Origin of the sequence: Streptomyces sp. NPDC016309 (assembly GCF_043077235.1) — a bacterium.
Lineage (GTDB): Bacteria > Actinomycetota > Actinomycetes > Streptomycetales > Streptomycetaceae > Streptomyces.
In genome coordinates this window covers 42280-68159 of sequence record NZ_JBIBSG010000016.1, presented here as the reverse complement: position 1 = coordinate 68159, position 25880 = coordinate 42280, and the positions used below count along the sequence as shown (strand labels likewise).

Here is a 25880-nt window from a genome sequence, read left to right as displayed (position 1 = left end):
CGGTCATGTCAGGCCCTGCGCAGCACGATCCGTACATCCGTGTCCGAGGCGCCCGGGAGCACAACCTGCGTTCCGTGGACGTGGACCTCCCCAGGGACGCGCTCGTCGTGTTCACCGGCGTCTCCGGTTCGGGCAAGTCGTCGCTGGCGTTCGGGACGGTCTACGCGGAGGCGCAGCGGCGGTACTTCGAGTCGGTGGCGCCGTACGCGCGCCGGCTGATCCACCAGGTGGGTGCGCCCCGGGTGGGCGAGATCACCGGTCTGCCGCCCGCGGTGTCGCTGGAGCAGCGCCGGTCCTCGCCCGGGTCGCGGTCCTCCGTCGGTACGGTGACGACGCTGTCGAACTCGCTGCGGATGCTGTTCTCGCGGGCGGGCGTCTACCCGCCGGGGGCGGAGCGGCTGGACTCGGACGCCTTCTCGCCGAACACGGCAGCCGGGGCGTGCCCGGGCTGCCAGGGCATGGGGAGGGTGCACGACACCAGCGAGGAGCTGCTGGTCCCCGATCCGGGCCTGTCCGTCCGCGAGGGGGCGATCGCGGCCTGGCCGGGGGCGTGGCAGGGCAAGAACCTGCGGGACATCCTGGACGCCCTGGGGTACGACGTCGACCGGCCGTGGCGGGAGCTGGCGCCGGCGGACCGGGAGTGGATCCTGTTCACCGACGAGCAGCCGGTGGTCACGGTGCACCCGGTGCGGGAGGCGGACCGTATCCAGCGCCCGTACCAGGGCACGTACATGAGTGCGCGGCGGTACGTGCTGCACACCTTCGCGGACTCGAAGAGCCCGGCGCTGCGGGCGAAGGCGGAACGTTTCCTGACGAGCGCGCCCTGCCGGGTGTGCGGCGGGGGCCGGCTGCGGCCGGAGGCGCTGGCGGTGACGTTCGCGGGGCGGACCATCGCGGAGCTGGCGGCGCTGCCGCTGACCGAGCTGGCCGGGGTCCTGGCCCGGGAGGCGGGCGGGGACGGGGCCGCGGGCGGGGAGACCGCGCGGGTGCTCACCGCCGGTCTGCGGGAGCGGATCGCGACCGTGACGGAGCTGGGTCTGGGCTATCTGAGCCTGGACCGTGCCACCCCGACGCTGTCCGGCGGCGAGCTGCAACGGCTGCGGCTGGCGACGCAGTTGCGTGCCGGGCTGTTCGGGGTCGTGTACGTGCTGGACGAGCCGTCCGCGGGGCTGCACCCGGCCGACACGGAGGCGCTGCTGGTGGTGCTGGACCGGCTGAAGGCGGCCGGCAACTCGGTGTTCGTGGTGGAGCACCACCTGGATGTGGTGCGGCACGCCGACTGGCTGGTGGACGTGGGGCCGCACGCGGGTGTGCACGGCGGCAGGGTGCTGCACAGCGGCCCGCCCGAGGGGCTGCGCGAGGTCGCCGGGTCGGCGACGCGGCGGTTCCTGTTCGACCGGGGCGCGCCGCCGGCGAGGGCGGTGCGGGAGCCGTCGGGGTGGCTGCGGGTCGGTCCGGTCACCCGGCACAACCTGCGGGCGCTGGAGGCGGAGCTGCCGCTGGGCGCCCTCACGGCGGTGACGGGGGTGTCCGGTTCGGGCAAGTCGACGCTGGTGGGCGAGCTGTCGGCGGACATGCCGGGGGTGCGGCGGCTGGTGACGGTGGACCAGCGGCCGATCGGTCGTACCCCACGTTCCAACCTGGCGACGTACACGGGTCTGTTCGACGTGGTCCGCAAGCTGTTCGCCGGGACGGAGGAGGCGCGGGCGCGGGGCTACCGGGCGGGGCGGTTCTCGTTCAACGTGGCGGGCGGCCGGTGCGGGACGTGCCAGGGCGAGGGCTTCGTCTCGGTGGAGCTGCTGTTCCTGCCCAGCACGTACACCCCGTGCCCGGACTGCGGTGGCGCCCGGTACGAGCCGGAGACGCTGGAGGTGCGGTACCGGGGCCGGAACGTCGCCGAGGTGCTGGACCTGACGGTGGAGGCGGCCGCGGAGTTCCTCGCGGACGTCCCCGCCGCCGTGCGCAGCCTGGGCGCCCTGCTGGACGTGGGGCTGGGGTACCTGCGGCTGGGGCAGCCCGCCACGGAGCTGTCGGGCGGTGAGGCGCAGCGCGTCAAGCTGGCCGCCGAGCTCCAGAGGCCGCGCCGGGGGCACACCCTCTACGTGCTGGACGAGCCGACGACCGGTCTGCACCCGGCGGATGTGGAGGTGTTGATGCGGCAGTTGCACGGCCTGGTGGAGGCCGGCCACTCGGTCGTGGTGGTCGAGCACGACATGGACGTGGTGGCGGGCGCGGACTGGGTGGTCGACCTCGGCCCGGGCGGCGGGGACGAGGGCGGCCGGATCGTCGCCGCCGGTACGCCCGCCGAGGTGGCCGCCTCGTCGGCCGGCCGTACCGCCCCGTACCTCGCGGCGGCCCTGCGGGGGCGGGGGTAGGCGCCGGTGCCCCACCGGACCGGGGCCGGGCCGCCGGACATCGGCGGCCCGGTCCGGTGGGGCGTCCGGTCCGGTGCCGCGTCCCGTCCGGTGGGGCGGTGCCGCTAGGCGGCCGTGTCGAAGGTGTAGTGGCGGGTGTGGTCGAGCATGTCGGCCGGGGTGACGTCGTTCCACGGGCGCATGGTGTCGTTGAGGTCGACCACGTTGGGGGTGCCGGCGGCCGGGAGGTAGGTGGAGCCCGGGTGGCGGGCCTGCCAGTCGGCCCAGAGCTTGTCGATGAAGGCGTGGTGGAGCCAGAAGACCGGGTCGTTGGGGGACACACCGGTGCCCATCTGGCCGCCGACCCACACGTGGACGCGATTGTGGAGGTTGACGCCGCGCCAGCCCTCGAGGTGGTTGCGGAAGCCGTCGGACGCGCTGTTCCAGGGCGGCATGTCGTACGTCTCCATGGCGAGGACGGCGTCGACCTCGGCCCGGGTGGGCAGTTGGCGGCCGCCCGCGCCGAGGTCGCGGCGCAGGAAGTCACGGCCGTCGACGCGTACGGACACGGTCCAGCGGTTGGTGGAGCGGGCGAAGGGGCCGTCCATGACCTGGCCGTCGCGGGCACGGCCGGTGCCGCCGAGGAAGTCGGGGGCCCACAGGGAGGCGCGGGGGGTGCGGTCCACGGTCCAGTCCCAGTAGGGCAGGGCGACGGACGGGTCGACGGCCTGGAGCGCCTGCTCGAACTGGAGGAGGAACCGCCGGTGCCAGGGCAGGAAGGACGGGGAGCGGTGGCCGACGCGGTCGCCGTTGTCGGTGTCGCTCATGATGAAGGCGTTGTGCGTGGTGACGAAGGTGTCGTAACGGCCGGTGCGCTTGAGCTCCAGCACGGCGTTGACGAAGCTCCGCTTCTCGGCGGCGGTGAGCTGGGCCTGGTTCTTGCGAACGGTCATGGTGGTGCGGCTCCGGAGTGTGATCAGACGAGGGTGAGCGGGACGAGCGGGGCGCCCTGGAGTTCCCGGACGGCGGCGCGGGCCACGGCGCGGGGCGTGGCGAGCGGCTCGTAGTGGTTGATCACGCTGATCCAGGTGCCGTCGGCGTTCCGCATGACGTGCAGCTCCTGGCCGTCGATGTGTACGGCGTAGCCGTCGCCGTGTCCCCCGTGGTGGCCGCCGCCGTGGTGGCCACCACCGGTGGGCCCTCCCTGTATGCGCCGGCCCTGGTAGATCTCGTCGAACGTCTCCGGTCCGGAGGCCCGGCGGGCGGGGGCCGCCTGGGCGGGTGTGGTGAGGGCGCGGGCGGCGACGAGGCCGGTGGCGGCCGAAGCCGCGACGCCGAGGGCGCGGCGGCGCGTGATGGTGGACATGGGTTACCCCCTGGTGTGGTGCGGTGGTCGGTACCGCCGGGGGTGTGGTCATGTGCCCCCGGCAACGTCCATGCCTATCGGGGGTTTTCGGACTGCGGAATTCCGCGGGGGTCGGTTGGCCGCGATACGGACAACTCACCACCTATAGTGCAGAATTTAACCAAGTTGATCTTGCTGTCCGTGGACACCGGACAGCCCCGGACCGAAAGAATTGCGGAGATGATGACAATCTCATGAACATTCTTTCGTTCCGGGGCCCGGGGAGTGGTGGGGCTCACGCACGGAGACTGGCCGGAATCAGCCGCGGCGCGGCGCCTTGCGCTGGGCCCGCAGCCATTCCTTGTTCATGGCCGCGATCGACGGCAGCGGGATCCCCTTGGGGCAGGCGGTGGCGCACTCACCGGTCAGCGTGCAGCCGCCGAAGCCCTCCTCGTCCATCGCCCGGACCATGTCCAGGACCCGCGTCTCGCGTTCCGGCGCGCCCTGCGGAAGGACGTTGAGGTGGTTGACCTTCGCCGAGGTGAACAGCATCGCCGAACCGTTCGGGCAGGCCGCCACGCACGCGCCGCAGCCGATGCACTCGGCGTGCTCGAAGGCGAATTCGGCGTCTGCCTTCGGTACGGGCGTGGCGTGCGCCTCCGGCGCGGAGCCGGTGGGGACGCTGACGTAGCCGCCGGCCTGGATGATCCGGTCGAACGCCGACCGGTCCACGACCAGGTCCTTGACCACCGGGAAGGCGGCCGCGCGCCAGGGCTCGATGTCGATGGTGTCGCCGTCCTCGAACGCCCGCATGTGCAGTTGGCAGCTCGTGGTGCGCTCCGGGCCGTGGGCGTCGCCGTTGATGACGAGCGAGCAGGCGCCGCAGATGCCCTCACGGCAGTCGTGGTCGAAGGCGACCGGGTCCTCGCCCCGGAGGATGAGCTCCTCGTTGAGGGTGTCGAGCATCTCGAGGAAGGACATGTCCCGGGATATGCCGTCCACCTCGTAGGTGGCCATGGCGCCGGGGGCGTCGGCGTTCTTCTGGCGCCAGACGCGCAGGGTGAGCCTCATGCGTAGCTCCGCTGGGTGGGGTGGACGTACTCGAAGACGAGGTCTTCCTTGTGCAGGACGGGCGCCTGACCGGTGAACTCCCAGGCGGCCGCGTACGAGAACTCCTCGTCCCGCCGGGCCGCCTCGCCGTCCGGGGTCTGGGACTCCTCGCGGAAGTGGCCGCCGCACGACTCGGAGCGGTGCAGGGCGTCGAGGCACATCAGCTCGGCCAGCTCCAGATAGTCGACGACGCGGTTGGCCTTCTCCAGCGACTGGTTGAACTCCTCCCCCGTGCCCGGCACCTTGATCCGGCGCCAGAACTCCTCGCGGATCCGCGGGATCCGGTCGAGGGCCTTGCGCAACCCCTCCGCGGTGCGGGCCATGCCGCAGAACTCCCACATCAGCTCACCCACCTCGCGGTGGAAGGAGTCGGGCGTGCGGTCCCCGTCGACCGCCAGAAGCCGGGCGAGCCGGTCCTCGGTCTCGGCGACCGCCTCCCGTACCGCCGGATGCGCGTCCGTGACGGGCTCCGTGCGCGGGGCGCGGGCGAGGTAGTCGTTGATGGTGGACGGCAGCACGAAGTAGCCGTCGGCCAGGCCCTGCATCAGCGCGGAGGCGCCCAGCCGGTTGGCGCCGTGGTCGGAGAAGTTGGCCTCGCCGATGGCGAACAGGCCCGGCACCGTGGTCTGGAGGTCGTAGTCCACCCACAGCCCGCCCATCGTGTAGTGCACGGCGGGGTAGATCCGCATCGGCACCTCGTACGGGTTCTCCGCGGTGATCCGCTCGTACATGTCGAAGAGGTTGCCGTACTTCTCCTCGACCCGGTCCCTGCCCATGCGCCGGATGGCGTCGGCGAAGTCCAGGTAGACGCCCTGGCCGCCGGGGCCGACCCCGCGGCCCTCGTCGCAGACGTTCTTGGCGGCGCGGGAGGCGATGTCGCGCGGGACGAGGTTGCCGAAGGAGGGGTAGATCCGCTCCAGGTAGTAGTCGCGCTCGTCCTCGGGGATCTCGTGCGGCGGGCGCCGGTCGCCGCGCGCCTTGGGCACCCAGATGCGGCCGTCGTTGCGCAGCGACTCGCTCATCAGGGTCAGCTTGGACTGGTGGTCGCCGGTGCGCGGGATGCACGTGGGGTGGATCTGGGTGAAGCAGGGGTTGGCGAAGTACGCGCCGCGCCGGTGCGCCCGCCACACCGCGGTGGCGTTGGAGTTCATGGCGTTCGTCGAGAGGTAGAAGACGTTGCCGTAGCCGCCGGTCGCCAGGACCACCGCGTCCGCGACGTGGGTGGAGACCTTCCCGGTGATCAGGTCGCGGGCGACGATGCCGCGCGCCCGTCCGTCGATCACGACCAGGTCGAGCATCTCGGTGCGCGGGTGCATCTCCACGTTGCCCGCCGCGATCTGCCGGGACAGCGCCTGGTAGGCGCCGAGCAGCAGTTGCTGGCCCGTCTGGCCGCGGGCGTAGAAGGTGCGGGACACCTGGACGCCGCCGAAGGAGCGGGTGTCGAGCAGACCGCCGTACTCGCGGGCGAAGGGCACGCCCTGCGCCACGCACTGGTCGATGATCTCGACGGAGATCTGCGCGAGCCGGTGGACGTTGGACTCGCGGGCCCGGAAGTCGCCGCCCTTGACGGTGTCGTAGAAGAGCCGGTGGACGGAGTCGCCGTCGTTGCGGTAGTTCTTCGCGGCGTTGATGCCGCCCTGCGCGGCGATGGAGTGGGCGCGGCGCGGCGAGTCCTGGTAGCAGAACTGGACGACGTGGTAGCCCTGCTCCGCGAGGGTCGCGCCGGCGGACCCGCCCGCAAGGCCGGTGCCGACCACGATGACCGTGTGCTTGCGGCGGTTGGCCGGGTTGACCAGCTTCGCCTCGAAGCGGCGCTTGTCCCAGCGCTCGGCGATCGGGCCCCCGGGGGCCTTGTCGTCGGCGAGCGGGGCGCCGGTCTCGTAATCCAGGTAGCTCATGTCAGCTCACCACTCCGGTCATGACGGCGACGGGTACGGAGACGAAGCCCGCGGTCAGGGCGAGCGCGAGGACGTTCGCGAGGGCCTTGAGCGCGCGGTCGCGCCGCGCGTTGCCCACGCCGAGGGTCTGGGCGGCGGACCAGAAGCCGTGGCGCACGTGCAGCCCGACGGCGAGCATGGCGACGATGTAGACGACGTTGCCGTACCAGGTGGAGAAGGTGGCGACGACGTTCTCGTAGGGGTGGCCCGGCTGGGCGTGGGGGTTCACGGTCAGGGTCGTCAGGTCCAGGAGGTGCCAGACGATGAACAGCGCGACGATCACCCCGCCCCAGCGCATGGTGCGGGTCGCGTAGCTCGCGCGGCGGCGCTTGTGCACGTACGCGGTGGGGCGGGCCGCGAGGTCGCGCCGGCTGAGCTGGTACGCGGAGACGCCGTGCGCGATCACGGCCGTGAGCAGCAGCACCCGGGCGATCCACAGGCCCCACTCGTGGTGCAGGACCGGCTCGCCCATGGTGCGCAGCCAGTGACCGTACGCGTTGAACTCGCCGGGGCCGAAGAAGACCTTCAGGTTGCCCATCACATGGGCGACGAGGTAGCCGATCATGATCAGGCCGCTGACGGCCATGACCGTCTTCTTGCCGACGGTCGACCGCCAGAACGTGCGCGGGAGGGACGGCTTGCGATCCGTCCGCGTTGCCAGAGCCATGGGATCGACGGTAGGCGGGGGCCGGCCCAGAGGTCCAAGACATGGTACGGCTGATATCCATAGGCAGCGCCTATGGCCGGGGCTAGGCTGGTGCCATGCAGTTCCAGCAGCTCCAGTACTTCGTGGCGGTGGCCGAGACCCGTCACTTCACCCGGGCCGCCGAGCGCGTGCACGTCTCCCAGCCCTCGCTGTCGCAGCAGATCAGGGCGCTGGAGAAGGAGCTGGGCGCCGAGCTCTTCAGCCGGGCGCGCGGGAACATCGCGCTGACGGACGCGGGGGAGGCACTGCTGCCGCTGGCCCGCCGCATCCTGGCGGACACCGACACCGCGCGGCACGAGGTCCAGGAGCTGGCCCAGCTGCGGCGCGGGCGGGTGCGGCTGGGGGCGACCCCGAGCCTGTGCACCGGGCTGCTGCCCGACGTGCTGCGCACCTTCCACGACCTGCACCCGGGAATCCGGCTGCTGATCGAGGAGAGCGGCTCCCACGACCTCGTGCGCGAGCTGGCCCGCGGGGCGCTCGACCTGGCCCTGGTGGTGCTGCCGCTGCCGGCCCCGTCACCGGCGCTCACCACCGTCGAACTGCTCCAGGAGGACCTCGTGGTGGTCTCCTCGGCGGCGTCCCCCGCCCCGCGCCGGCCGGTGCGGATCGCGGACCTGGAGGGGCAGCCGCTGGTGATGTTCCGGCACGGCTACGACCTGCGGGAGCTGACGGTGGCCGCGTGCCGGGCGGAGGGCTTCGAGCCGTCGTTCACGGTGGAGGGCGGCGAGATGGACGCGGTGCTCGGGTTCGTCCGGGCGGGGCTGGGCCTGGCGGTGGTGCCCGCGATGGTCGCCGCGCGGGCGGGCCGCGACGTGCGGGTCACGGCCCTGGCCCGGCCGGGACTGCGCCGGACGATCGCGCTGGCCCACCGCAGCGACGTGGCGCCGCCCCGGGCGGCCCGGGAGCTCCAGCGGCTCCTGCTGGCCCACCGGGGGCGGCCCTGAGCCGGGGCCCCTCCCCCGTGGCTTCTCTCCCCCCGTGGCTTCTCCCCCCCGGGCTTCTCCCCCCGGGCCCCTCCCCCGTGGTCCTGACCGGGCCGCCCGTCACACCGCGTCGGCCAGCACCAGGGAGTGGATCCGGTCCGGGGCGCCGGGCCGGGCGTAGTACCAGCCCTGGGCCGTGTCGCAGCCCAGCTCACGAAGCTGTTCCGCCTGCGCGCCCGTCTCCACGCCCTCCACCGTCACCGCGAGCTCCAGGCTGTGGGCGAGCGACACGATGCCTTCGACGATCTTCAGGTCGACCGGGTCGATCGGGTGCCGCTGCATGCTCTGCGTGAAGGAGCGGTCCAGCTTCAGCACGCTGACCGGGAGCCGCCGCAGGTTGGCCAGGTTGGAGTAGCCGGTGCCGAAGTCGTCCAGGGCTATGTCCACGCCCATCTCGGCAAGCTGCCGCAGCGGCTTGAGCAGGTCCTCGTCGGCGCCGATCAGCGCGGACTCGGTCACCTCCAGGCACAGCGCGCCCGGGTCGAGACCGGAGCGCTCCAGGACGTCGACGGTGTCGGCGACCAGGTTGGGGTGGTGCAGTTGCGTCGGCGACAGGTTGACGTTGATGCGCAGGGGGCCGCCGTCCGCGTGGCTCCGGTTCCAGAACCGGGCCTGGCGCACCGCCTCCTGGAGCACCCAGCGGCCGAGCGGCACGATCAGCCCGGTGTGCTCGGCGAGCGGGATGAACCGGTCGGGGCCGAGGACGCCGTGCTGCGGATGGCACCAGCGCACCAGCGCCTCCGCGCCGTGCACGCTGCCGTCGCCGAGGTGCACCAGCGGCTGGTACTCGATGAAGAACTCGCCCCGGTCCAGGGCGGCGGGGAGCGCGGTCGTCAGGCCGTGGCGGGTGATGGCCCGGGCGTCGGCCTCGGGGTCCGCCCGCTCGAAGCGGTTGCCGCCCGCCGCTTTGGCCCGGTACATGGTGATGTCGGCGCTGCGCAGCACCTCCGCCGGCCCGCGCTCGCCGGCCGGCCCCTCGACGATGCCGACGCTGCCGCGCACGGTCAGCTCGCGGCCGTCCAGCCGGACGGGGGTGGCCAGGGCGGCCAGGATGCGGTGGGCGAGCTCGTCGGCCTGTTGCTCGGTGTCCGTGCCGGTGGTGAGCGCCACGAACTCGTCGCCGCCGAGCCGGGCCACCATCTCGCCCGGCCGGGTGGCGACGCTCTGGAGCCGGTCGGCGACCTCGACGAGCAGCCGGTCGCCGGCCGCGTGGCCGAGGCTGTCGTTGATGGCCTTGAAGCCGTCCAGGTCCAGGTAGCACAGCCCGAACCGGGTGCCGTCGGGCGAGGACAGCACCTTGTCGAGCCGTTCGAAGAACAGGGTCCGGTTGGGCAGACCGGTCAGCGCGTCGTGCGTCGCCTCGTACCGCAGCCGCAGGTTGAGCAGCCGGCGCTCGGTGGTGTCCTCCATCAGCGCCAGCTGGTACTGCGGGTTGCCCTCGGCGTCCCGCAGCAGGGAGACCGTCAGGTTGGTCCACAGCACGGTGCCGTCACCCCGGTAGAAGGGCTTCTCCACCTGGAAGTGGTCGCGCTCGCCGCTCACCAGTTCCTCGTACAGCTTCCAGACCTGCGGCGCGTCCTCCGGGTGCACCCACTCGCTGACCCTGCGGCCGCGCACATGGTGCTCCAGACCGCCGAACATGCGGGTGAGGGCGTCGTTGACCTCCAGGACGTTGCCGTCGAGGTCGGCGATGCCGATGCCGATGGCGGCGTCCTCGAAGACGGCGCGGAAGCGGGCCTCGGTGGCGTGCAGGGCCTGTTCGGCGTACGTACGGGCGTTCAGCGCCGAGCGGGCGATGGCCTCCTGCTCGGTGAGGGTCCGTTCGCGCAGCGCCTGGGCGAAACCGGTCGCCAGGGCGTGCTGGAGCCGGGCGCAGCGGGCCCGCAGCTCCTCGGCGGCGGCGCTCTGCCCGGCGCCCCCGCAGTACAGCACCAGGTAGGAGTCGACCACGCCGAGGGTGCGGCCGAGGGCGTCCGGGTCGGTGCAGTGGGCGGCCACCAGAGCGGCGCCCACGCGGTGCGCGGGCGCCGGGTCGAAGGGCCGCGCGTGCAGGGCGTCGCTCAGGTCACGCGCCAGCGGCAGCAGGTGCCGCTCTATCTCGGAACGGGTCAGCGAGGTGGCCGTGACGGGGAAGACGGCCCGGCTCCAGATGGTCGCGAACCGCTGGAGTCTGTCCTCCAGACCGTCCGGTTCCGCGGCGGAACCGGGGGCCTGCGCCGGCATGCTCACGCCTTGCGCCCCACCCCTGCGAAGCCCGAGAAGGCATATGGATCCTCCTGGTCGACCGGGTTCTCCGGCCGCCACTCCGGCATCTTGACGAGCCCCGGTTCCACCATGTCGAACCCGTCGAAGAAGCGCGCGATCTCCGCGCGCGTCCGCATCACCAGCGGGTTGCGGATGTCGCGGTAGACGCCCACGGCGCCGCCCACCCGTTCCTGCGGCAGCGGCATGCACTCGTACGCGGCGTGGCTGATGATCAGCAGGCTGCCGGACGGCAGGGCGTCGCGCAGCTCGGCGACGGCGCGGTGCGGCTCGTCCGTGTCCTCGACGAAGTGCAGGACGGAGACCAGCAGCAGGGCCACCGGCCGGTCGAGGTCCAGCAGGCGGGCGGCCTCGGGGGCGGCCAGGACGTCGTGCGGCTTGCGCAGGTCGGCGGCGGTCACCCCGGCGTTCTCGTTGCCCTCCAGCACGGCCTGGCTGTGGGCGACGGCGACGGGGTCGTGGTCGACGTACAGGACACGCGCGTCCGGGTCGGCCCCCTGCGCCACTTCGTGCACGTTGCCGAAGGTGGGGATGCCCGAGCCTATGTCGAGGAACTGGTCGACGCCCTCACCGACCGCGTACCGCACCGCGCGCCGCATGAAGGCGCGGTTGGCCTGCATGACCTTGGGCAGGCCGGGCACGAACTCCATCGCCTTGCGGGCCGCCTCCCGGTCCACTTCGAAGTTGTGCGAGCCGCCCAGGTAGTAGTCGTAGATGCGGGACACGCTCGGCACCGAAATGTCGATGCCCGGCGGGGCCCAGGCGGGACGCTCCATCGATGTCTCCAACAAGTCGCCACGGTAAGCGGCCATGTTCATGGCCGGTGTTCGAGCCGAGGCTACTGATCGCCCGCCGGGAGGGCGAGGGGAAACGGAAATAATCGATCCGTTCTTGGTCACACGTCGCGGGCTCCGGACGGCGTCGCCCACGGCTCCCCGGGGCACGTGCGAGCGGCCCGCCGCCCACGCGGGGCGCGTGGGGCGGCGGGCCGTCGGGAGGTCCGGGCCGGCCGGGCCGGACCCCCGGAGTCGGGGCGTTGCGTGGGGACTCTACTTGGACGCCCCGACCATCTTCCCGGCGGGCGAGATGGCGTACCAGGTGCCGCCGACGCCCTGACCGTTGGTGTCACCGGGCTTCTTGTCGCCCGCGAAGGTGTAGAGCGGCCAGCAGTCGATGGTCTGCTGCTTGAGGCCGTCGGGGCGGTTGAAGGTGACGTACCCCTTGGTGCTGATGCCCTCGGTGTCGTTCTTGTCGACCGGGGCGACGACCGGCCACTTCTTCAGGCAGTCGCCGGTGCAGGCGGTCTTCATCGGCCACGCCGAGTCCTTCTCGAACCGGTAGACCGTCATGCCGTTCTTGTCCACCACGATCTCACCGAGCTTGGGGTCCTTGCGGACGGACAGGCCGGCCAGATCGGCGGCCGCCCCGCCCTGGTCCTCGGCCGCACCCTCCTCCTCGCCGGTTCCCTCGTCCTCGGCGGCCCCCTCGTCGCCGCCGCCCGACAGGGCCGCCTTCTTGCCGTCGGGGGCCGCAGCGAACCAGGTGCCGCCCACACCCTGGCCGTTGGTGTCACCCGGCTTGCTGTCCTTGGCGTACCGGTACATCGGCCAGCCGTCGATGGTGAGTTGCTTGGTGCCGTCCTCGCGGGTGACCTCGCCCATCAGGGAGGCGTCGACACCGGCCGGGGGCTTGGCGCCCTCGGCGGACACCACCGGCCAGGCCTTCGCGCAGTCGCCCTCGCAGTTGGACTTGGGCGGGTTGGGGGTGTCCTTGTCGAAGCGGTAGAGCGTGAGCCCCTCGCTGTCGGTGACGACCTTGCCGAGTTCCTTGCTGTCCCAGATCGCGAGCTGGCCGGCCGGCTTGGCGGCGGCGGCCGCCCCTCCCCCGGAACCCGCACCCGATCCGTAGCCCGCGCCGGAGCCGTAACCGGCGCCGTTGTCGGCGGGTGCGCCGGCCGGCGCGGCGGCGCCGACCGATCCGGCGGGCGTCTGGTCGCCCTTGTCCTGACCGCACGCCGTCGTCAGCGCGAGCACGGCCGCCGCGGACAGCGCGAGCGAGGCGTTCCGCCAGGTCTTCATGTCAACTCCCGTTGTATTGAGGTACTTTGGCGACGCCCAGGTGCGCCGTTCATGGCCCTATGTACGGGTGGCGGGGCGGCGGGTGTTCAACGCTCCGGGAAATTTTCTCCGCCGGTGGGCACGGCTGTGGTCACGGCGGTCGCCGGAAAACCCCACCATCAGGGGAATTACGGCGGTTTCCGGCCCCCCGGGCACTGGAAGCGATCATGCTCTTGCGCGTGTACGGAACCCACGTCGCGCGTCTCCTGGCGGCCACCGCGCTCGGCTGGCTGCTGACCGCCCCCCTGCCCGCGGCGGCCGACAGTTGCGCGGTCGCCCACACCGGCACCGGCGCCCCGGTGGTGTCGGTCGCGGGCGGCGGGAGCTGCACGACGAGCCCGTCGCCCACCCCGAAGCCCCCGCCCCCGCCGCAGCCGCCCCCGCCACCGGCTCCTCCGCCGCCGCCGCCTCCGCCACCGGCGCCCACGCCGCCGCCCGAGGAGGCCGAGCCGCCGGCCCCGCCGCGACCCCCCGCTCCCCCGCCACCCCCCGCGCCGGCCCCGCCGCCCGCGGCCGTACCACCCGCGCCGGAACCGGCACTCCCGGCGCCGCCCCGGGCCCCCGCCCCGCCTCCCCCGCCGGCCCCGTCGCCCACCCGCTCGGCGCGGCCCCACCCGGGCCCGCCCGCCCCGGTGCCGCTGCCGGCCTACCAGCGGGCGCGGCGCGCCGAGCGGACGAGCGGGCCGTCCACCGTCACCGTGATGCTCCTGATCATGGCGCCCGCGGTGTTCGGCGCGGCGATCCTGCGCCCCCGTTCGTCCCGCTAGGTCGTGTCCGCAAAGTCTCGCCCGGCCCGCGGTGTGCCGGACGCCGATGCTTTCCGGACACTCCCCTAGGGGTGCCGGACGCCGCGAGCCCGGCCCGACCGACGACACACCCCCAGCACGCCCACCTCGGTACCGACCGCCCCGGAGAACACCTTGTCGGAATGGCTTGTCCTGTCCATCGCGATGGCCGCCGCCTGCGCGGTCGTCCTGACCATCGTCGTCATCAACAACCGCCGGATCGGCGACGACGACGACCCGTCCGAGACCCCGGACGTCCTCGAGTACATGACGATGATGATCGGCGTGGTGTACGCCATCGTGCTGGGCCTGGCGATCGCCGGCGTCTGGGAGGGGCGCAGCGCCGCGCAGGAGAGCGTCCGTCAGGAGGCCCAGGCGCTGCACGAGGTGTCGGCCCGGGCGGAGGTCTGGCCCGCCGGGGTCCGTGCCCGCATCCGTGCCGACGTGGACGCCTATGTCACGCACGTCGTCGACACCGAGTGGCGGTCGATGGCCGACCGGGGCGAGCTGACCGAGGAGGGCACCGCGCTGCTGGAGCGGGTGCGCCGCAGCGTGTCGGACTACCGGCCGGCCGACCCCCACGAGGGCGAGGCGTACCAGCCGATGGTGGACCAGGTGGCGGTCGCGGACGACGCCCGCAGCTCCCGCGGGGAGAACGCGGGCGCCACCATGCCGGGTGTGGTCTGGTTCGGCCTGATCACCGGTGCGCTGATCACGGTGGGGCTGATCTTCACGCTCCAGATCCGGCGTACGTTCCGGGAGCTGCTGCTGGCCGGGCTCTTCAGCGCGCTGATCGCCTTCCTGCTGTTCCTGATCTGGGCCTTCGACGCGCCGTTCGGCCGTGGCATCTCCGCGACCCCGGACCCCTTCCTGAACCTCTTCCCGCACATCGAGGCCCTGGGGGACTGACCGGGGGCGGGGCTCGGCGTCCGCCGTCCGGGGGACCTCGGTGCCCCATTCGCCCTTCTCCGATCGCGGTTGTGGTAAGGCGCTCCTAGCGTTTCCGGCATCGAGGTGCATATCAGACGCTTTGTGGAAATCCGTTCCGCAGCTGCCCCTCGGGACCCGGAGGATTGACGATGCGCGCGATAGGTGCCGCCTCCGCCGCTCTGCTCGGAGCGGCCGCTCTCGCCCTGACCGCCCCCGCTCCGGCGGTGGCTTCCGGAAAATTCGCCCCCGGTGACTTCGCGATCGGTCCCTCGGCCGTCCTGCCGGGGGGCCGGGTGGTGCTCACGGCCCCCGGCTGCTCCGGTACCGCGATGGCCTCCTCGGGCGTCTTCGACACGGTCACCATCCCGGCCGGCCGCTCGGTGACGGCCACCGTCGACCGGGACGCCCGGCAGGGCGCGGTCTACACGGTGTCCTTCACGTGCGCGGGGGGCACCCCGGGCACCGTCGACCTCACCATCTTGCGTGCCACCGTCACCCCGACCACCAGCTCCACCGCCGTGCCCACGGTGACCGCCACCCGGACGGTGACGACCGCGGCGCCCAGCCAGGGCGTACGCGGCGGCCAGGGCGGCAGCATCGGCGGCCTCGACACCGGGGAGCTCGCGGCCGGGACGGGTCTGGTGGTGGCCGCCGCCACCGGGGTGGTCTACCTGCTGCGCCGCCGGGCCGAGAGCCGGCGCCACTGACGGTCCGGCCCCCCGCACGCCCGTCGCCCCGAGTCCTGACCGACCAGGACTCGGGGCGACGGGCGTGTGCGGCCGACCGGGAGGTTCGGCCGGTCAGACCGTTCCGCCGCTCATACGGCGACGGCGGGCGATGAAGAGGCCGCCGCCGACGGCCGCCGTGGCGACCAGGGCGCCGCCGACGGCCATCTCGGTGGAGGTCGGGGCCATGGAGCCCCCGAGGCCGCCGCGTGCGCCGTGGCCGCGGGTGACGGTGAAGGTCCGGGTGACCACCATCGGGTTGTCGCTGCACTTGACCGCCAGGTTGTACTGCCCCGGCGTGGCGTGGTCGTAGATCCGGGGGGTGGCGGCCGAGTGGCCGGACGCGTTGACGGTCAGGGCCGTCTTGGGGAAGGCGTTGGACGTGACCGTGCCGCCGTGGCCGCACCCCATGGCGCTGACGGCGAGCTGTCCGCCCTGGTGGACGCGGCTCGGGGAGACGGTGACGTTGGTGGGACCGTTGTTGGCGACGGCCACGGGGGCGAAGAGCCCGATGGCCGCGCCGGCGGTGGCGGCCACCGCGAGGGCGCGTGAAGCACGCATCGTTGAACCTCCAGTGGAAGACGCCCCGGAGCGGCGCTCCGGGAGATTCGACGAGTACGCCTTCCACGACGAACCTTCACAAGCCGTTCGTATTACCGCATTTCGGCACTCGTCCACCCCGGTGAGCCGACACGCCGTCGTCGCACCCCCGTACCTGACGGAGTCCCAGGTCACGGACCGTCAGAGACGGCTCGGGAGGTTCCGCGCGACGATGACTCGGATGGGTCATCACCCCTGGCGGGCGCCACCCGTTCGCCCCTCTCCTGATCGCCGGTGCGGTCCGGCGCGCTTAGCGTGCGTACTACGCCGCGAAGGGAGAAGCATGGGCAGGGGCCTGGACCGCAGTGGCTTCGCGCTGAGGAACCGCTCGCCGTGGGGAGCGCTGGCTCTCGTGATGCTCACCGGTCTCGCGATGATGCGGAACGGCGTCGACGACCGGCCCGGCCCGCCCCAGCCGGCTCCCGCCGCCGTCTCGGAGGGCCGCCGCGCCGGCGCCGCGCCCGTCGCGCCCGTCGGGCTGCTGCCGCTGGCGTACGCACCGGCGTCGCGGATCCGGATCGAGTCGATCGACGTGGACGCACCGGTGATGGACGTCGGGCTGGACCGCGACGGCTGGATCGACGCGCCGCCCGCCCAGGACCCGAACATGGCGGGCTGGTACCAGAACGGCATCTCCCCGGGGCAGCGCGGTACGTCGGTGATCGTCGGTCACGTCGACAACGAGGCGGGCCCGGCGGTCTTCTACGGTCTGGGCTCGCTCAAGAAGGGCAGCCGGGTGGAGGTGACGCGCTACGACGGGCGGGTGGCCGTCTTCGAGGTGTACGGCATCGAGGTCTTCTCCAAGGAGGACTTCCCCGGTGTGCGGGTGTACGGCGACACCGGGCACCCGGAGCTGCGGGTGATCACCTGCGGCGGCGGCTACTCCAAGGCCCACGGGTACGACGGCAACGTGGTGGTGTTCGCCCGGATGGTGGCCACACGCTGAGCGGGCCCCGGCCCGGCCCGCCCGGCGGTTCCCGTGCGGCGCGTCACCGGCGCGGCACGGTGAGGTGGTAGCCGGCGGCCAGCAGTTCCGGCAGGTAGGCGCGCAGGGCGGTGACGCTCTGGGAGCGGTCGCCGCCCGAGTCGTGGGAGAGGACGACGACACCGGGTGCGGCGCCGTCCAGCACGCGGCGCACGATCAGGGGGGCTCCGGGTTCCTTCCAGTCCAGGGAGTCCACGGTCCAGGCGAGCGGTTCCATGCCCAGTTCGGCGCCGATCTCGAACGAGTGCCGGTTCCAGGCGCCGTAGGGGGCGCGGTACCACAGGGGCGGGGAGCCGACGGTCCGCGCGACGAGGTCGCTGGTGCGGCCCAGTTCGTCGCGGATGCGGGAGGGCTTGAGGCGGGGGATCAGCGGGTGGGACCAGGAGTGGTTGCCCACCACGTGGCCGTCGTCGGCCATCTCCCGGAGGAGGTCGGGGCGGGCGGCCGCCATCTCGCCGCAGACGAAGAACATGGCGCGTACGCCGTGCTCGCGCAGGATCCGGAGGACGGCCGGGGTGTAGCGGGGGTCGGGTCCGTCGTCGAAGGAGAGGACCATCGTCCGGCCGGCGCCGGAGACCCGGAGGAAGGGCCGCTGCCGTACCGGCGGCAGGGCGCGCCGGTATCGGGGCGGGGTGTGGGCGGTCATCGGCTGGAGCCGGTACGAGGAGGCCGCCAGGCGCGGGCCGGCCGGCCGGGCGCCCCCCTGGGCCCCGGCGGCGCCGGCGGCGCCGGACCGTACGGGCGGCGGGGGGACGGTGGGCGGTGCGGGAGGGGCGGCCGATGGCGGTGTGCCCGCGCGTTCCAGGGCGAAGAGCCCGAAGGTCGTGGTGGCCCCGAGCGCGGCGGCGATGCGCAGCACCATCCGCCGCCCCGTGGGCAGTTGATCGTTTTTCATGACTTATGACTCGCATGGCGGATGTGCCGCGCCCCTGACCCACACCGGCCGGGCGGGCGATTGCACCCGATGGGACCAGCGGACGGGCGGTCCTCGACCGGCCGCCGGCGGCGGTGTGTGTCGTCTTCCCCCGGGACCGCCGGTGGGCCATCATGATCCGCCGTCAGCCGATGCCGTCTGCAAAGAGGTGACGCTCGTGGCCCGAATCCGCGCGGGGCAGGGAATTCTGCGCCGCAAACCCATCGCACTGATCGACGAGGGCCCCGAGGAGGAGCGGCTCACCAGGACGCTGGGACTGTGGCAGCTCACCGCCATCGGCGTCGGCGGCATCATCGGCGCGGGCATCTTCACCCTCGCCGGGACGGTCGCCAACGGTACGGCGGGGCCCGCCGTACTGATCTCGTTCCTGATCGCGGGGGTGGCCAGCGCGGCCGCCGCGTTCAGCTACGCCGAGTTCGCGGGGCTGATCCCCAAGGCGGGATCGGCGTACACCTACGGCTACGCCGTGCTCGGCGAGCTCGTGGGATGGTTCATCGGCTGGGACCTGCTGCTGGAGTACACCGCCATCGTCGCGGTCGTCGCCATCGGCATCTCCGGCTACTTCAACTTCCTGCTCGGCGAGGTGGGGGCCGAACTGCCCGCCTGGATGCTCGGCGCTCCGGGAACGGGCGAGGGCCACACGGTGGACCTGTTCGCGGCGCTGCTGTGCCTGCTGATCGCCTACCTGCTGACGCTCGGCATCAAGAACGCGGCCCGCTTCGAGACGGTCGTCGTGGTACTGAAGGTGCTGGTGGTGCTGCTGGTGATCGTGGTCGGCTTCTTCCACATCACCACCGACAACTACACGCCCTTCTTCCCCTTCGGGATCAGCGGCGCGTTCACCGGTGCCGCGACGGTGTTCTTCGCCGTGTTCGGCTACGACGCGATGTCGACGGCGGCCGAGGAGTCCAAGGACGCCCAGCGGCACATGCCCAAGGCGATCCTGTACTCGCTGGCCATCTCGATGGTGCTCTACGTGCTGGCCTGCCTGGTCCTCACCGGGATGCAGAACTACACGGAGATCGACCCGGAGAGCGGCTTCTCCACCGCGTTCAAGTCGGTGGGGCTGGGCGCGCTGGCGGACGTCATCGCGGTGGGCGCGATCATCGGCATCCTCACGGTGATGTTCACGTTCATGCTGGGTGTCACCCGCGTCTGGTTCTCCATGTCCCGGGACGGCCTGCTGCCGCACTGGTTCGCCAAGACGCACCCGACGCGGCACGTGCCGACCCGGGTGACCTGGATCGTCGGCGCCGCGTCGGCGCTCATCGCGGGGTTCCTGCCGATCGGCGAGGCGGCCGAGCTGACCAACATCGGCATCCTGCTGGCGTTCGTCGTGGTGTGCGTCGCGGTGATCGTGCTCCGCTACAAGCGGCCCGAGCTGCCGCGGACGTTCCGCACACCGGGGATGCCGGTGGTGCCGGCGATCGGCGTGGTCTTCTCCATCTGGCTGATCACGTTCCTCCAGTGGCAGACCTGGGTCCGGTTCGCGGTGTGGTTCCTGGTCGGGCTGGTGGTCTACTTCGGCTACTCGTACCGCAAGTCGAATCTCGCCAGGGCGGAGGCCCGCGACCGGGCGGGGACGGACGGGCCCTCCGCGCCCTGACGGAGGGCGCCGCCACCCCGGCGGTCACTCCCCCATGAGCAGGCCGTCCCCGGCCGCACCCCGGCCGAGGACGACCCGCTGGATGCGGTCGCGCACCTCGGTGAGGTTCTCGCCGTTCTTGATCGCGGCGTTGAGGTTGACCACGCGTCCCGTACCGGTGTTGAACCACTGCGGGAGGAACTCCGCCTTGGCCACGGCCCATCTGCCGCCGGGCCGGGCGGGCGGCGTGAAGGTGAAGCGGCCGATGGTGCCCTGGTTGCCGCGCGGGTCGAAGGAACCGCTGTGGTTGATCATGTCGCCGGCGATCTGGTCGCCCATGCCGTAGATGATCCAGGTGCCGTTGACCTTCTCGTACGCCTGCGGGACGTGGGCGTGGGTGCCGAGGATCAGGTCGATGTCGGGGCGGCCGCCGGTGGCGGAGCCGGTGAGGCTCCGGCCGAGGTCGAGCTGCTGCCGGTCGGGCTCGGTCTGCCACTCGCTGCCCCAGTGCAGGCTGACCACGACGACGTCGGCACCGGCGCCGCGGGCCGCCCGGGCGTCGGCGAGGATCTTGTTCTCGTCGATGAGGTTGACCGCCCAGGGGCGGCCCTGGGGCAGCGGGATGCCGTTGGTGCCGTAGGTGTAGGCCAGATGGGCGACCGTGGCGCCCCGCGCCTTCAGCAGGGTGGGCCGGGTGGACTCGGCGGCGGTGCGGGCGGAGCCGGCGTGGCGCACGCCCGCCGCGTCGAGGGCGTCCAGGGTGCGGCCGAGGCCGGCGGCGCCGTCGTCCAGCGTGTGGTTGGAGGCGGTGGAGCAGGAGTCGTAGCCGGTGGCGGCGAGGGCGGTGGCGACCTCGGGCGGCGACTTGAAGGACGGGTAGCCGGTGTAGGGGCCGCCCTCCTTGCCGTACACCGTCTCCATGTGACAGATCGCCAGGTCGGCGGCGGACACGACGGGCTTCGCCCCGGACAGCATGGGGCGGAAGTCGTAGCCGGTGCCGCCCGCGTCCGCCTGGGCCTGCCGGATGATCGAGGCGTGCGGCAGGACGTCGCCGCTGGCCACGAGGGTGAAGCCGCGCTCCGGGGCGGCCGCGGCGCCGCCCGCCGACGAGGCGGCGGAACGGGGGGTGGCCTGCCGCGGCCGGTCCGCCGGGGCGGCTCCGGACGGCTCGGGCCGCGCGCCCGCGCAGCCCGCGGCGGCGGAGAGGAGGAGGGTGGCCACCGCCACCGTGGTCCGTCGCATGGGTGAGGTGGTCATCAGCGGGGCTCCGTGGGGCTTCGGGGGCGTGGAAGGGGGTGGGCCGCTCCCTGGATCCCTACGGGAAAAACCGGTCAGACAATCCTTAAATACACAAAATCATACAAACGCAGTGATAGAGGACCGACCGCTCCGGGTGACCGTTCGCCGCACCGTTCGCCGCTCGGTGCGACCGCTCGTCGCACGTCCCGGTGCGGCGCCTGTCCCTCCGGGCCGGGATGCGCTCGGATACGCCTCGAGGGCGTGAGTACGGCGCGGAAGGGTGTGACGATGACGACGGCGACCACCGACGAGCGGGCCTTGGCGGAACTCCAGCGGGACCACGGGCCCGCGCTGCTGACCTTCCTGCTCGGCCTCACCTACGGCGACCGGCAGCGCGCCGAGGACCTGCTCCAGGAGACGCTGCTGCGCGCCTGGCAGCACCCCGAGGCCTTCGAGGCCCCGTACGCGTCGATGCGTCCCTGGCTCTTCACGGTCGCCCGGCGCCTCGCGATCGACGCCCGGCGGTCCCGGATGGCCCGGCCCACCGAGATCGGGGACGGGGTGCTCGCCGGCACCCCCGACCCGTCGGACGTCACCGAGTCCGCCGTCGCCGCGCTGGACGTCCGGGCGGCGGTACGGGAACTGAGCCCCGAGCACCGGGCGGTGCTGGTGCGGATCTACTTCGACGGGCTCAGCGTGAAGGAGGCCGCCGCGGACCTCGGCATACCGGCCGGGACGGTCAAGTCGCGGTCGCACTACGCGCTCAGGGCGCTCGGCAGGTGCCTCCCCGGGTACAGCCGGACCCTCTCCGGATCGGTTCCGGCCTGATCCCTCCCGCCCCACCCTCACCCTCGGACACGCCACCACCCGCGTGTCACGGCCCCGGACGAAATGTAGGCGAAACCACACCGCCGAGTTGAGCAAAGAGCGGCCCCGGGCCGTGCCTGACGGTAGAGGCTCGTCGTCGAGGACCACACGCACACGCAGGACGTCCGGGAGAAGGTGGGAACGTTGCGGCCCGAGAGCACGAACGGCACCGGCGGGGGCGGCGGGCTGGCCGTCCCGATGGCCTGGCTGTGTGCCGAGTACATCGCCGATGAACTGCTGAGAGCCGGCGGCCTGGTCGAACCCGGCTCGCTGGAGTACCAGGCGGGCCGCCGGACGCTCGCGCTCACCGTCTACCTGGGCGATGGCACCGACGGCGACCCGGGGGCGGGCGCCGAGGACCGGCTGGACGAGTGGCTGACCCGTACCGCGCACGGCCACCCCTGGGAGGACTGGGTACGGGAGCGGCTGGCGGCCCGGCGGGAGCGCGTCGGCGACGACGACGAGGGCCTCGCCCTCGCCCGCGAGACCTGGCGCCACCTGGAGGGCACCCACCTGCTCGCCACCGACCTGGGGGCACTGTCGGCCGGGCCGGCCGCGGGCTTCACGGTCGACGAGTCGGAGGCGGTGTGGCTCCCCTCGTGGCGCCTCGGCCTCCCGCTCGGGCACCTGGCACTGCGGCTGTACTGAGACCCGTACGGCCGCTCCCCGGGACGGGTCCTTCCGCCGCTCCGCGCGGCCGGGGGTTCGGTGCGGCTGGACGGAGTGCGTTCAGTGCGGCTGTACGGGACGCGCCCGGACCCTGGCCGGCAGGTCCTGCTGACCACCGCTGGCGAGCATCCGGACCTCGCCCCGGTCGCTGATCTCGGCCAGGACGATGCCGGTGTCGTCCGAGTAGACGGGGTGCCCGCCGGCGCCGGTCCGCTCGGTGCGGTGCACCAGCACGACGTCCTCCCGCCCGAAGTCCAGTTCGTAGTGATCGTGTATGCGCATGGCTGCCTCCTGGTCACGTTCACCGCCACGCACCCGCGTCCCCAAACCGGGACCTTTCATTCCTGAACGGACACCGGGGGATCGCGGTGGACACCCGCGCGGTACTTGGGGACACGCACCGTGACCTTCATGCCCGCGCCGACAGCCGTCTCGGCGACGAGCCCGTACGCGTCCCCGTACACCTGGCGCAGCCGTTCGTCGACGTTGCACAGACCGATGCCGGACGAGCCCGGCCGCTCCCCCGCCAGGACGGCGCGCAGCACGTCCGGGTCCATGCCCACGCCGTCGTCCTCGACGGTGACGACCGCCTCGGCGCCCGCGTCCCGGGCGGCGATGGTCACCCGGCAGGTGGTGCGCGAGTCCTCCAGGCCGTGCTTGACGGCGTTCTCCACCAGCGGCTGGAGGCAGAGGAACGGCAGCGTCACCGGCAGCACCTCGGGCGCCACCTGGAGGGTCACCTGGAGCCGGTCGCCGAACCTGGCCCCCGCGAGCGCCAGGTACTGCTCGATGGAGCGCAGTTCGTCGGCGAGCTGGGTGAACTCGCCGTGCCGCCGGAACGAGTAGCGGGTGAAGTCGGCGAACTCCAGCAGCAGTTCGCGCGCCCGCTCCGGGTCGGTGCGGACGAACGAGGCGATGGCGGCCAGCGAGTTGAAGATGAAGTGCGGTGAGATCTGGGCGCGCAGGGCCCGGATCTCGGCCTCGATCGCCCGGGTGCGGGAGCGGTCCAGCTCGGCCAGCTCCAGTTGTACGGAGACCCAGCGGGCCACCTCCGTCGCCGCCCGGGCCAGCACCGCCGACTCGCGCGAGCCGTACGCCACCAGCGCCCCGAGCACCCCTTCCTCGCCGGTCAGCGGCGCGATCACCGCCCAGCGCAGCGGGCAGTCCGGCACGCCGCACTCGGCGCGCACGCTCTGGCCCCGCCCCGAGCCGAGCACCTCGGCCACCCGCTCCATCACCTGACCCCGGTGGTGGTCGCCGCCGGGACCGTCCCACGCGAGCACCGCCGTGCGGTCGGTCAGGCACAGCGCCTCCGTGCCGAGCAGGGGGCGCAGCCGGCGGGCGGCCTTGCGGGCGGTGTCCTCGGTGAGCCCGGCGCGCAGCGGCGGGGCGGCGAGCGACGCGGTGTGCAGGGTGTGGAAGGTGGCCCGCTCGACGGGGGTGCCGAGGTCCAGGACGTCCTTGCCGGCCCGGCGGGCGCTGAGGCGCCCGAGCGCGAACCCGGCGGCGAGGAGGACGGCCCCGGCCGCGGCGAGGGCCGCGAGGGCGACGCCCGTGGCCCCGCTCACCGGCCGGCCCCTTCCGGCTGCCCGGGCCCGGGGCGCCCGGCCAGGTCCTCGGGCAGGTGGAGCCGGGCCAGGATGGCCGGGGTCCCGGCCGGTACCCGCCGGGGCGTGGCCAGGGAGACGGCCACCATGGTGAGGAACCCGAGCGGCACCGACCAGACCGCCGGCCAGGCCATCAGGGTGTGCGGCCAGCCCTCCGGGGCGAGCCCCGCGCGGGTCGCCAGCACGGCGGTGAGCGCGGCCCCGCCGCCCGCCAGGAGTCCGGCCATGGCGCCGGGCGGGGTGAGCCGCCGCCACCAGATGCCGAGCACCAGCAGCGGGCAGAAGGAGGACGCCGACACGGCGAACGCCAGCCCCACGGCGTCGGCGACCGGCACGTTCGTCGCCACCAGGCTCGCGGCCAGCGGCACGGCCATGGCGAGCAGGGTCGCCAGCCGGAAGTGCCGCACCCCGCGCGAGGGCAGCACGTCCTGGCCGAGCACCCCCGCGACCGACATGGTCAGCCCCGACGCGGTCGACAGGAAGGCGGCGAACGCCCCGCCCGCCAGCAGCGCGCCCAGCAGCTCGCCGGCCGGACCGCCCAGGACCCGGTCGGGCAGGACGAGCACGGCGGCGTCCGCCGCGCCGGTGAGGGTGAGTTCGGGCGCGTAGATCCGGCCGAGCGCCCCGTACACCGGAGGCAGCAGGTAGAAGGCGCCCACCAGGCCGAGGACGACCAGGGTGGTGCGGCGGGCGGTGCGGCCGTCGGGGCTGGTGTAGAAGCGGACGGCGACGTGCGGCAGCCCCATGGTGCCGAGGAAGGTGGCGAGGATCAGCCCGTAGGTGGCGTAGAGCTGGTGGCCGTCGTGTCCGCCGGCCAGCGGCTGCGACCAGCGGCCCGGGGCCGGGGGGAGTTCGCCGCCGGTGGGTGCCCGCTCGGGGACGGCCGCCCCGGCCGGGAAGCGCAGCGTGGTGCCGGCCTCGACCCGGTGGGCGCCCTCGTCGAGGGTGACGCGGTCCCCGTCGTACACGGTGGAGTCGACGCGCCCGGAGACGGTCAGGGTCAGCGGGGCGTCCACCTCGACGCGTACCGTGTCGTCGACGGTGACGGCGGTGTGCTCCCGGAGGACCGCGGGCGCGTCGAACCGGGCGCGCGGGGCGTCGTCGCCCCACCAGGCGGTGACCAGGAACAGCGCGGGCACGAGCAGCGCGGTGAGCTTCAGCCAGTACTGGAAGGCCTGGACGAAGGTGATGCTGCGCATCCCGCCCGCCGCGACCGCGCCCGTCACCACGACGGCGACGACGAGTCCGCCGACCCAGCCGGGCGCGCCGGTCAGGATTTCCAGGGTCAGGCCGGCGCCCTGGAGCTGCGGCAGCAGGTACAGCCAGCCGATGCCGACGACGAGGAGGCTGGCCAGCCGGCGGGCCTCGGGCGACTCCAGGCGGGCCTCGGCGAAGTCGGGGAGCGTGTAGGCGCCGGAGCGGCGCAGCGGGGCGGCGACCAGGACCAGCAGCACCAGGTACCCGGCGGTGTAGCCGACCGGGTACCAGAGCATGTCGGGGCCCTGGAGGAGGACGAGTCCGGCGATGCCGAGGAAGGAGGCGGCGGACAGGTACTCGCCGCTGATGGCCGCGGCGTTGAGGCGGGGGCCCACGGTGCGGGACGCGACCAGGAAGTCGGAGGTGGTGCGGGAGACCCGCAGCCCGAGCGCGCCGACGAGCACGGTGGCGAGAACGACGGCGGTGACCGCGGCCACCGCGTAGGTCTGGTTCACGGCCGCTCCATACGGGCTCAGCGGCCTTCCACGAGTCCGGTGAAGTCGCGTTCGTTGCGCTCGGCCCGGCGGACGTACCAGCGGGCGACGAGCCACATGACCGGGTGGGCGCCGACGCCCAGGGCGGCCCACACGAACGGCTGGGCGGTGCCGCGGCCCAGGGCGGCGGGGAGGGTGAACAACAGGGGCAGCGAGCCGATGAGGAGCGCCAGGGCGGCGAGCGCGGAGAGGGCGGCACGGAGCTGGCTGCGCATCAGGGACCGTACGTAGGTGTGGCCGAGGGTGGTCTGCTCGCTGATCTCGGACCGGGCGGGCGCGTGGCCGGGCGGGCGGCGGGCGGAGCGCGGCACACCGGTGACGGTCTCACGGCGCGGGCGGCGCGCGGGTTCGTGCTCTGCGGGCATCGGCGTCCGGGGTGGGCTGGCGGG

At 73.2% G+C, this 25880-nt stretch carries 24 protein-coding genes; 9 read left to right on the top strand and 15 right to left on the bottom strand.

Annotated features, from left to right (window positions below; all coding sequences use genetic code 11):
• Nucleotides 1–5 precede the first annotated feature (5 nt).
• Nucleotides 6–2375, top strand: coding sequence for an ATP-binding cassette domain-containing protein (locus tag ACF068_RS29620; protein ID WP_392277376.1), 2370 nt, complete (start codon nucleotides 6–8; stop codon nucleotides 2373–2375).
• Between the two features lie 104 nt (nucleotides 2376–2479).
• On the opposite strand, the gene ACF068_RS29615 is transcribed toward ACF068_RS29620, so the two are convergent.
• The 5 genes from ACF068_RS29615 to ACF068_RS29595 form a co-directional block, all read right to left on the bottom strand.
• Entirely contained in the window at nucleotides 2480–3307 is an 828-nt protein-coding gene (locus ACF068_RS29615) for a tyrosinase family protein (RefSeq protein ID WP_392277375.1), read from the bottom strand.
• A 23-nt stretch (nucleotides 3308–3330) separates the two neighbouring features.
• Nucleotides 3331–3720 (bottom strand): tyrosinase cofactor, encoded by a 390-nt coding sequence (locus ACF068_RS29610; protein WP_392277374.1) that lies wholly within the window; start codon nucleotides 3718–3720, stop codon nucleotides 3331–3333.
• 297 nt (nucleotides 3721–4017) lie between these two features.
• A complete protein-coding gene (locus ACF068_RS29605) occupies nucleotides 4018–4770 on the bottom strand; it encodes a succinate dehydrogenase/fumarate reductase iron-sulfur subunit (RefSeq protein WP_392277373.1) in 753 nt (250 codons plus the stop codon).
• Entirely contained in the window at nucleotides 4767–6707 is a 1941-nt protein-coding gene (locus ACF068_RS29600) for a fumarate reductase/succinate dehydrogenase flavoprotein subunit (protein WP_392277372.1), read from the bottom strand. The genes ACF068_RS29605 and ACF068_RS29600 overlap by 4 nt, the downstream gene beginning before the upstream one ends.
• A 1-nt stretch (nucleotide 6708) precedes the next feature.
• Nucleotides 6709–7413, bottom strand: a complete 705-nt coding sequence (locus ACF068_RS29595) for a succinate dehydrogenase cytochrome b subunit (protein WP_392277371.1) — start codon at nucleotides 7411–7413, stop codon at nucleotides 6709–6711.
• A gap of 95 nt (nucleotides 7414–7508) precedes the next feature.
• On the opposite strand from ACF068_RS29595, the gene ACF068_RS29590 reads away from it, so the two are divergent.
• On the top strand, nucleotides 7509–8396 hold the full coding sequence (locus ACF068_RS29590) for a LysR family transcriptional regulator (RefSeq protein WP_392277370.1): 888 nt from the start codon (nucleotides 7509–7511) through the stop codon (nucleotides 8394–8396).
• A gap of 99 nt (nucleotides 8397–8495) precedes the next feature.
• Here the strand turns inward: ACF068_RS29590 and ACF068_RS29585 are convergent, their stop codons facing one another.
• From ACF068_RS29585 to ACF068_RS29575, 3 genes are all read right to left on the bottom strand, one after another.
• A complete protein-coding gene (locus ACF068_RS29585; protein ID WP_392277369.1) occupies nucleotides 8496–10664 on the bottom strand; it encodes a putative bifunctional diguanylate cyclase/phosphodiesterase in 2169 nt (722 codons plus the stop codon).
• Complete coding sequence (locus tag ACF068_RS29580) at nucleotides 10661–11473, bottom strand: SAM-dependent methyltransferase (RefSeq protein WP_392277426.1); 813 nt, start codon at nucleotides 11471–11473, stop codon at nucleotides 10661–10663. The genes ACF068_RS29585 and ACF068_RS29580 overlap by 4 nt, the downstream gene beginning before the upstream one ends.
• Before the next feature lie 273 nt (nucleotides 11474–11746).
• A complete protein-coding gene (locus ACF068_RS29575) occupies nucleotides 11747–12775 on the bottom strand; it encodes an SCO0930 family lipoprotein (RefSeq protein ID WP_392277368.1) in 1029 nt (342 codons plus the stop codon).
• A gap of 218 nt (nucleotides 12776–12993) precedes the next feature.
• Here ACF068_RS29575 and ACF068_RS29570 point away from each other — a divergent pair, with 218 nt between their 5' ends.
• From ACF068_RS29570 to ACF068_RS29560, 3 genes are all read left to right on the top strand, one after another.
• Complete coding sequence (locus ACF068_RS29570) at nucleotides 12994–13581, top strand: hypothetical protein (protein ID WP_392277367.1); 588 nt, start codon at nucleotides 12994–12996, stop codon at nucleotides 13579–13581.
• 153 nt (nucleotides 13582–13734) lie between these two features.
• Complete coding sequence (locus ACF068_RS29565; RefSeq protein ID WP_392277366.1) at nucleotides 13735–14508, top strand: hypothetical protein; 774 nt, start codon at nucleotides 13735–13737, stop codon at nucleotides 14506–14508.
• A gap of 170 nt (nucleotides 14509–14678) precedes the next feature.
• Nucleotides 14679–15236, top strand: coding sequence for a hypothetical protein (locus ACF068_RS29560; RefSeq protein WP_392277365.1), 558 nt, complete (start codon nucleotides 14679–14681; stop codon nucleotides 15234–15236).
• A 93-nt stretch (nucleotides 15237–15329) separates the two neighbouring features.
• On the opposite strand, the gene ACF068_RS29555 is transcribed toward ACF068_RS29560, so the two are convergent.
• Nucleotides 15330–15815: a hypothetical protein gene (locus tag ACF068_RS29555; protein WP_392277364.1), complete on the bottom strand. Its 486-nt coding sequence runs from the start codon at nucleotides 15813–15815 to the stop codon at nucleotides 15330–15332.
• Nucleotides 15816–16137: 322 nt separating this feature from the next.
• Between ACF068_RS29555 and ACF068_RS29550 the strand changes: the two genes are divergently transcribed.
• Nucleotides 16138–16800: a class F sortase gene (locus ACF068_RS29550; protein ID WP_392277363.1), complete on the top strand. Its 663-nt coding sequence runs from the start codon at nucleotides 16138–16140 to the stop codon at nucleotides 16798–16800.
• 43 nt (nucleotides 16801–16843) lie between these two features.
• Here ACF068_RS29550 and ACF068_RS29545 read toward each other — a convergent pair whose 3' ends face one another.
• Nucleotides 16844–17734, bottom strand: coding sequence for a polysaccharide deacetylase family protein (locus ACF068_RS29545; RefSeq protein WP_392277362.1), 891 nt, complete (start codon nucleotides 17732–17734; stop codon nucleotides 16844–16846).
• A 196-nt stretch (nucleotides 17735–17930) separates the two neighbouring features.
• Here ACF068_RS29545 and ACF068_RS29540 point away from each other — a divergent pair, with 196 nt between their 5' ends.
• Nucleotides 17931–19379, top strand: coding sequence for an amino acid permease (locus ACF068_RS29540; protein WP_392277361.1), 1449 nt, complete (start codon nucleotides 17931–17933; stop codon nucleotides 19377–19379).
• A gap of 24 nt (nucleotides 19380–19403) precedes the next feature.
• Here ACF068_RS29540 and ACF068_RS29535 read toward each other — a convergent pair whose 3' ends face one another.
• Entirely contained in the window at nucleotides 19404–20615 is a 1212-nt protein-coding gene (locus tag ACF068_RS29535) for a CapA family protein (RefSeq protein ID WP_392277360.1), read from the bottom strand.
• Nucleotides 20616–20885: 270 nt separating this feature from the next.
• Here ACF068_RS29535 and ACF068_RS29530 point away from each other — a divergent pair, with 270 nt between their 5' ends.
• Together ACF068_RS29530 and ACF068_RS29525 are read left to right on the top strand one after the other, a co-directional pair.
• Nucleotides 20886–21425, top strand: coding sequence for a sigma-70 family RNA polymerase sigma factor (locus tag ACF068_RS29530; protein WP_392277359.1), 540 nt, complete (start codon nucleotides 20886–20888; stop codon nucleotides 21423–21425).
• Between the two features lie 183 nt (nucleotides 21426–21608).
• Nucleotides 21609–22112, top strand: a complete 504-nt coding sequence (locus tag ACF068_RS29525; RefSeq protein ID WP_392277358.1) for a hypothetical protein — start codon at nucleotides 21609–21611, stop codon at nucleotides 22110–22112.
• Nucleotides 22113–22193: 81 nt separating this feature from the next.
• On the opposite strand, the gene ACF068_RS29520 is transcribed toward ACF068_RS29525, so the two are convergent.
• From ACF068_RS29520 to ACF068_RS29505, 4 genes are read right to left on the bottom strand one after another with little or no spacing between them, the layout of a single operon-like run.
• Nucleotides 22194–22415, bottom strand: coding sequence for a DUF6296 family protein (locus ACF068_RS29520; protein ID WP_392277357.1), 222 nt, complete (start codon nucleotides 22413–22415; stop codon nucleotides 22194–22196).
• A 56-nt stretch (nucleotides 22416–22471) separates the two neighbouring features.
• Nucleotides 22472–23701 (bottom strand): sensor histidine kinase, encoded by a 1230-nt coding sequence (locus ACF068_RS29515; RefSeq protein WP_392277356.1) that lies wholly within the window; start codon nucleotides 23699–23701, stop codon nucleotides 22472–22474.
• Nucleotides 23698–25452: a cation acetate symporter gene (locus tag ACF068_RS29510; RefSeq protein ID WP_392277355.1), complete on the bottom strand. Its 1755-nt coding sequence runs from the start codon at nucleotides 25450–25452 to the stop codon at nucleotides 23698–23700. The genes ACF068_RS29515 and ACF068_RS29510 overlap by 4 nt, the downstream gene beginning before the upstream one ends.
• Nucleotides 25453–25469: 17 nt before the next feature.
• A complete protein-coding gene (locus ACF068_RS29505; protein WP_392277354.1) occupies nucleotides 25470–25856 on the bottom strand; it encodes a hypothetical protein in 387 nt (128 codons plus the stop codon).
• Between the last annotated feature and the right edge of the window lie 24 nt (nucleotides 25857–25880).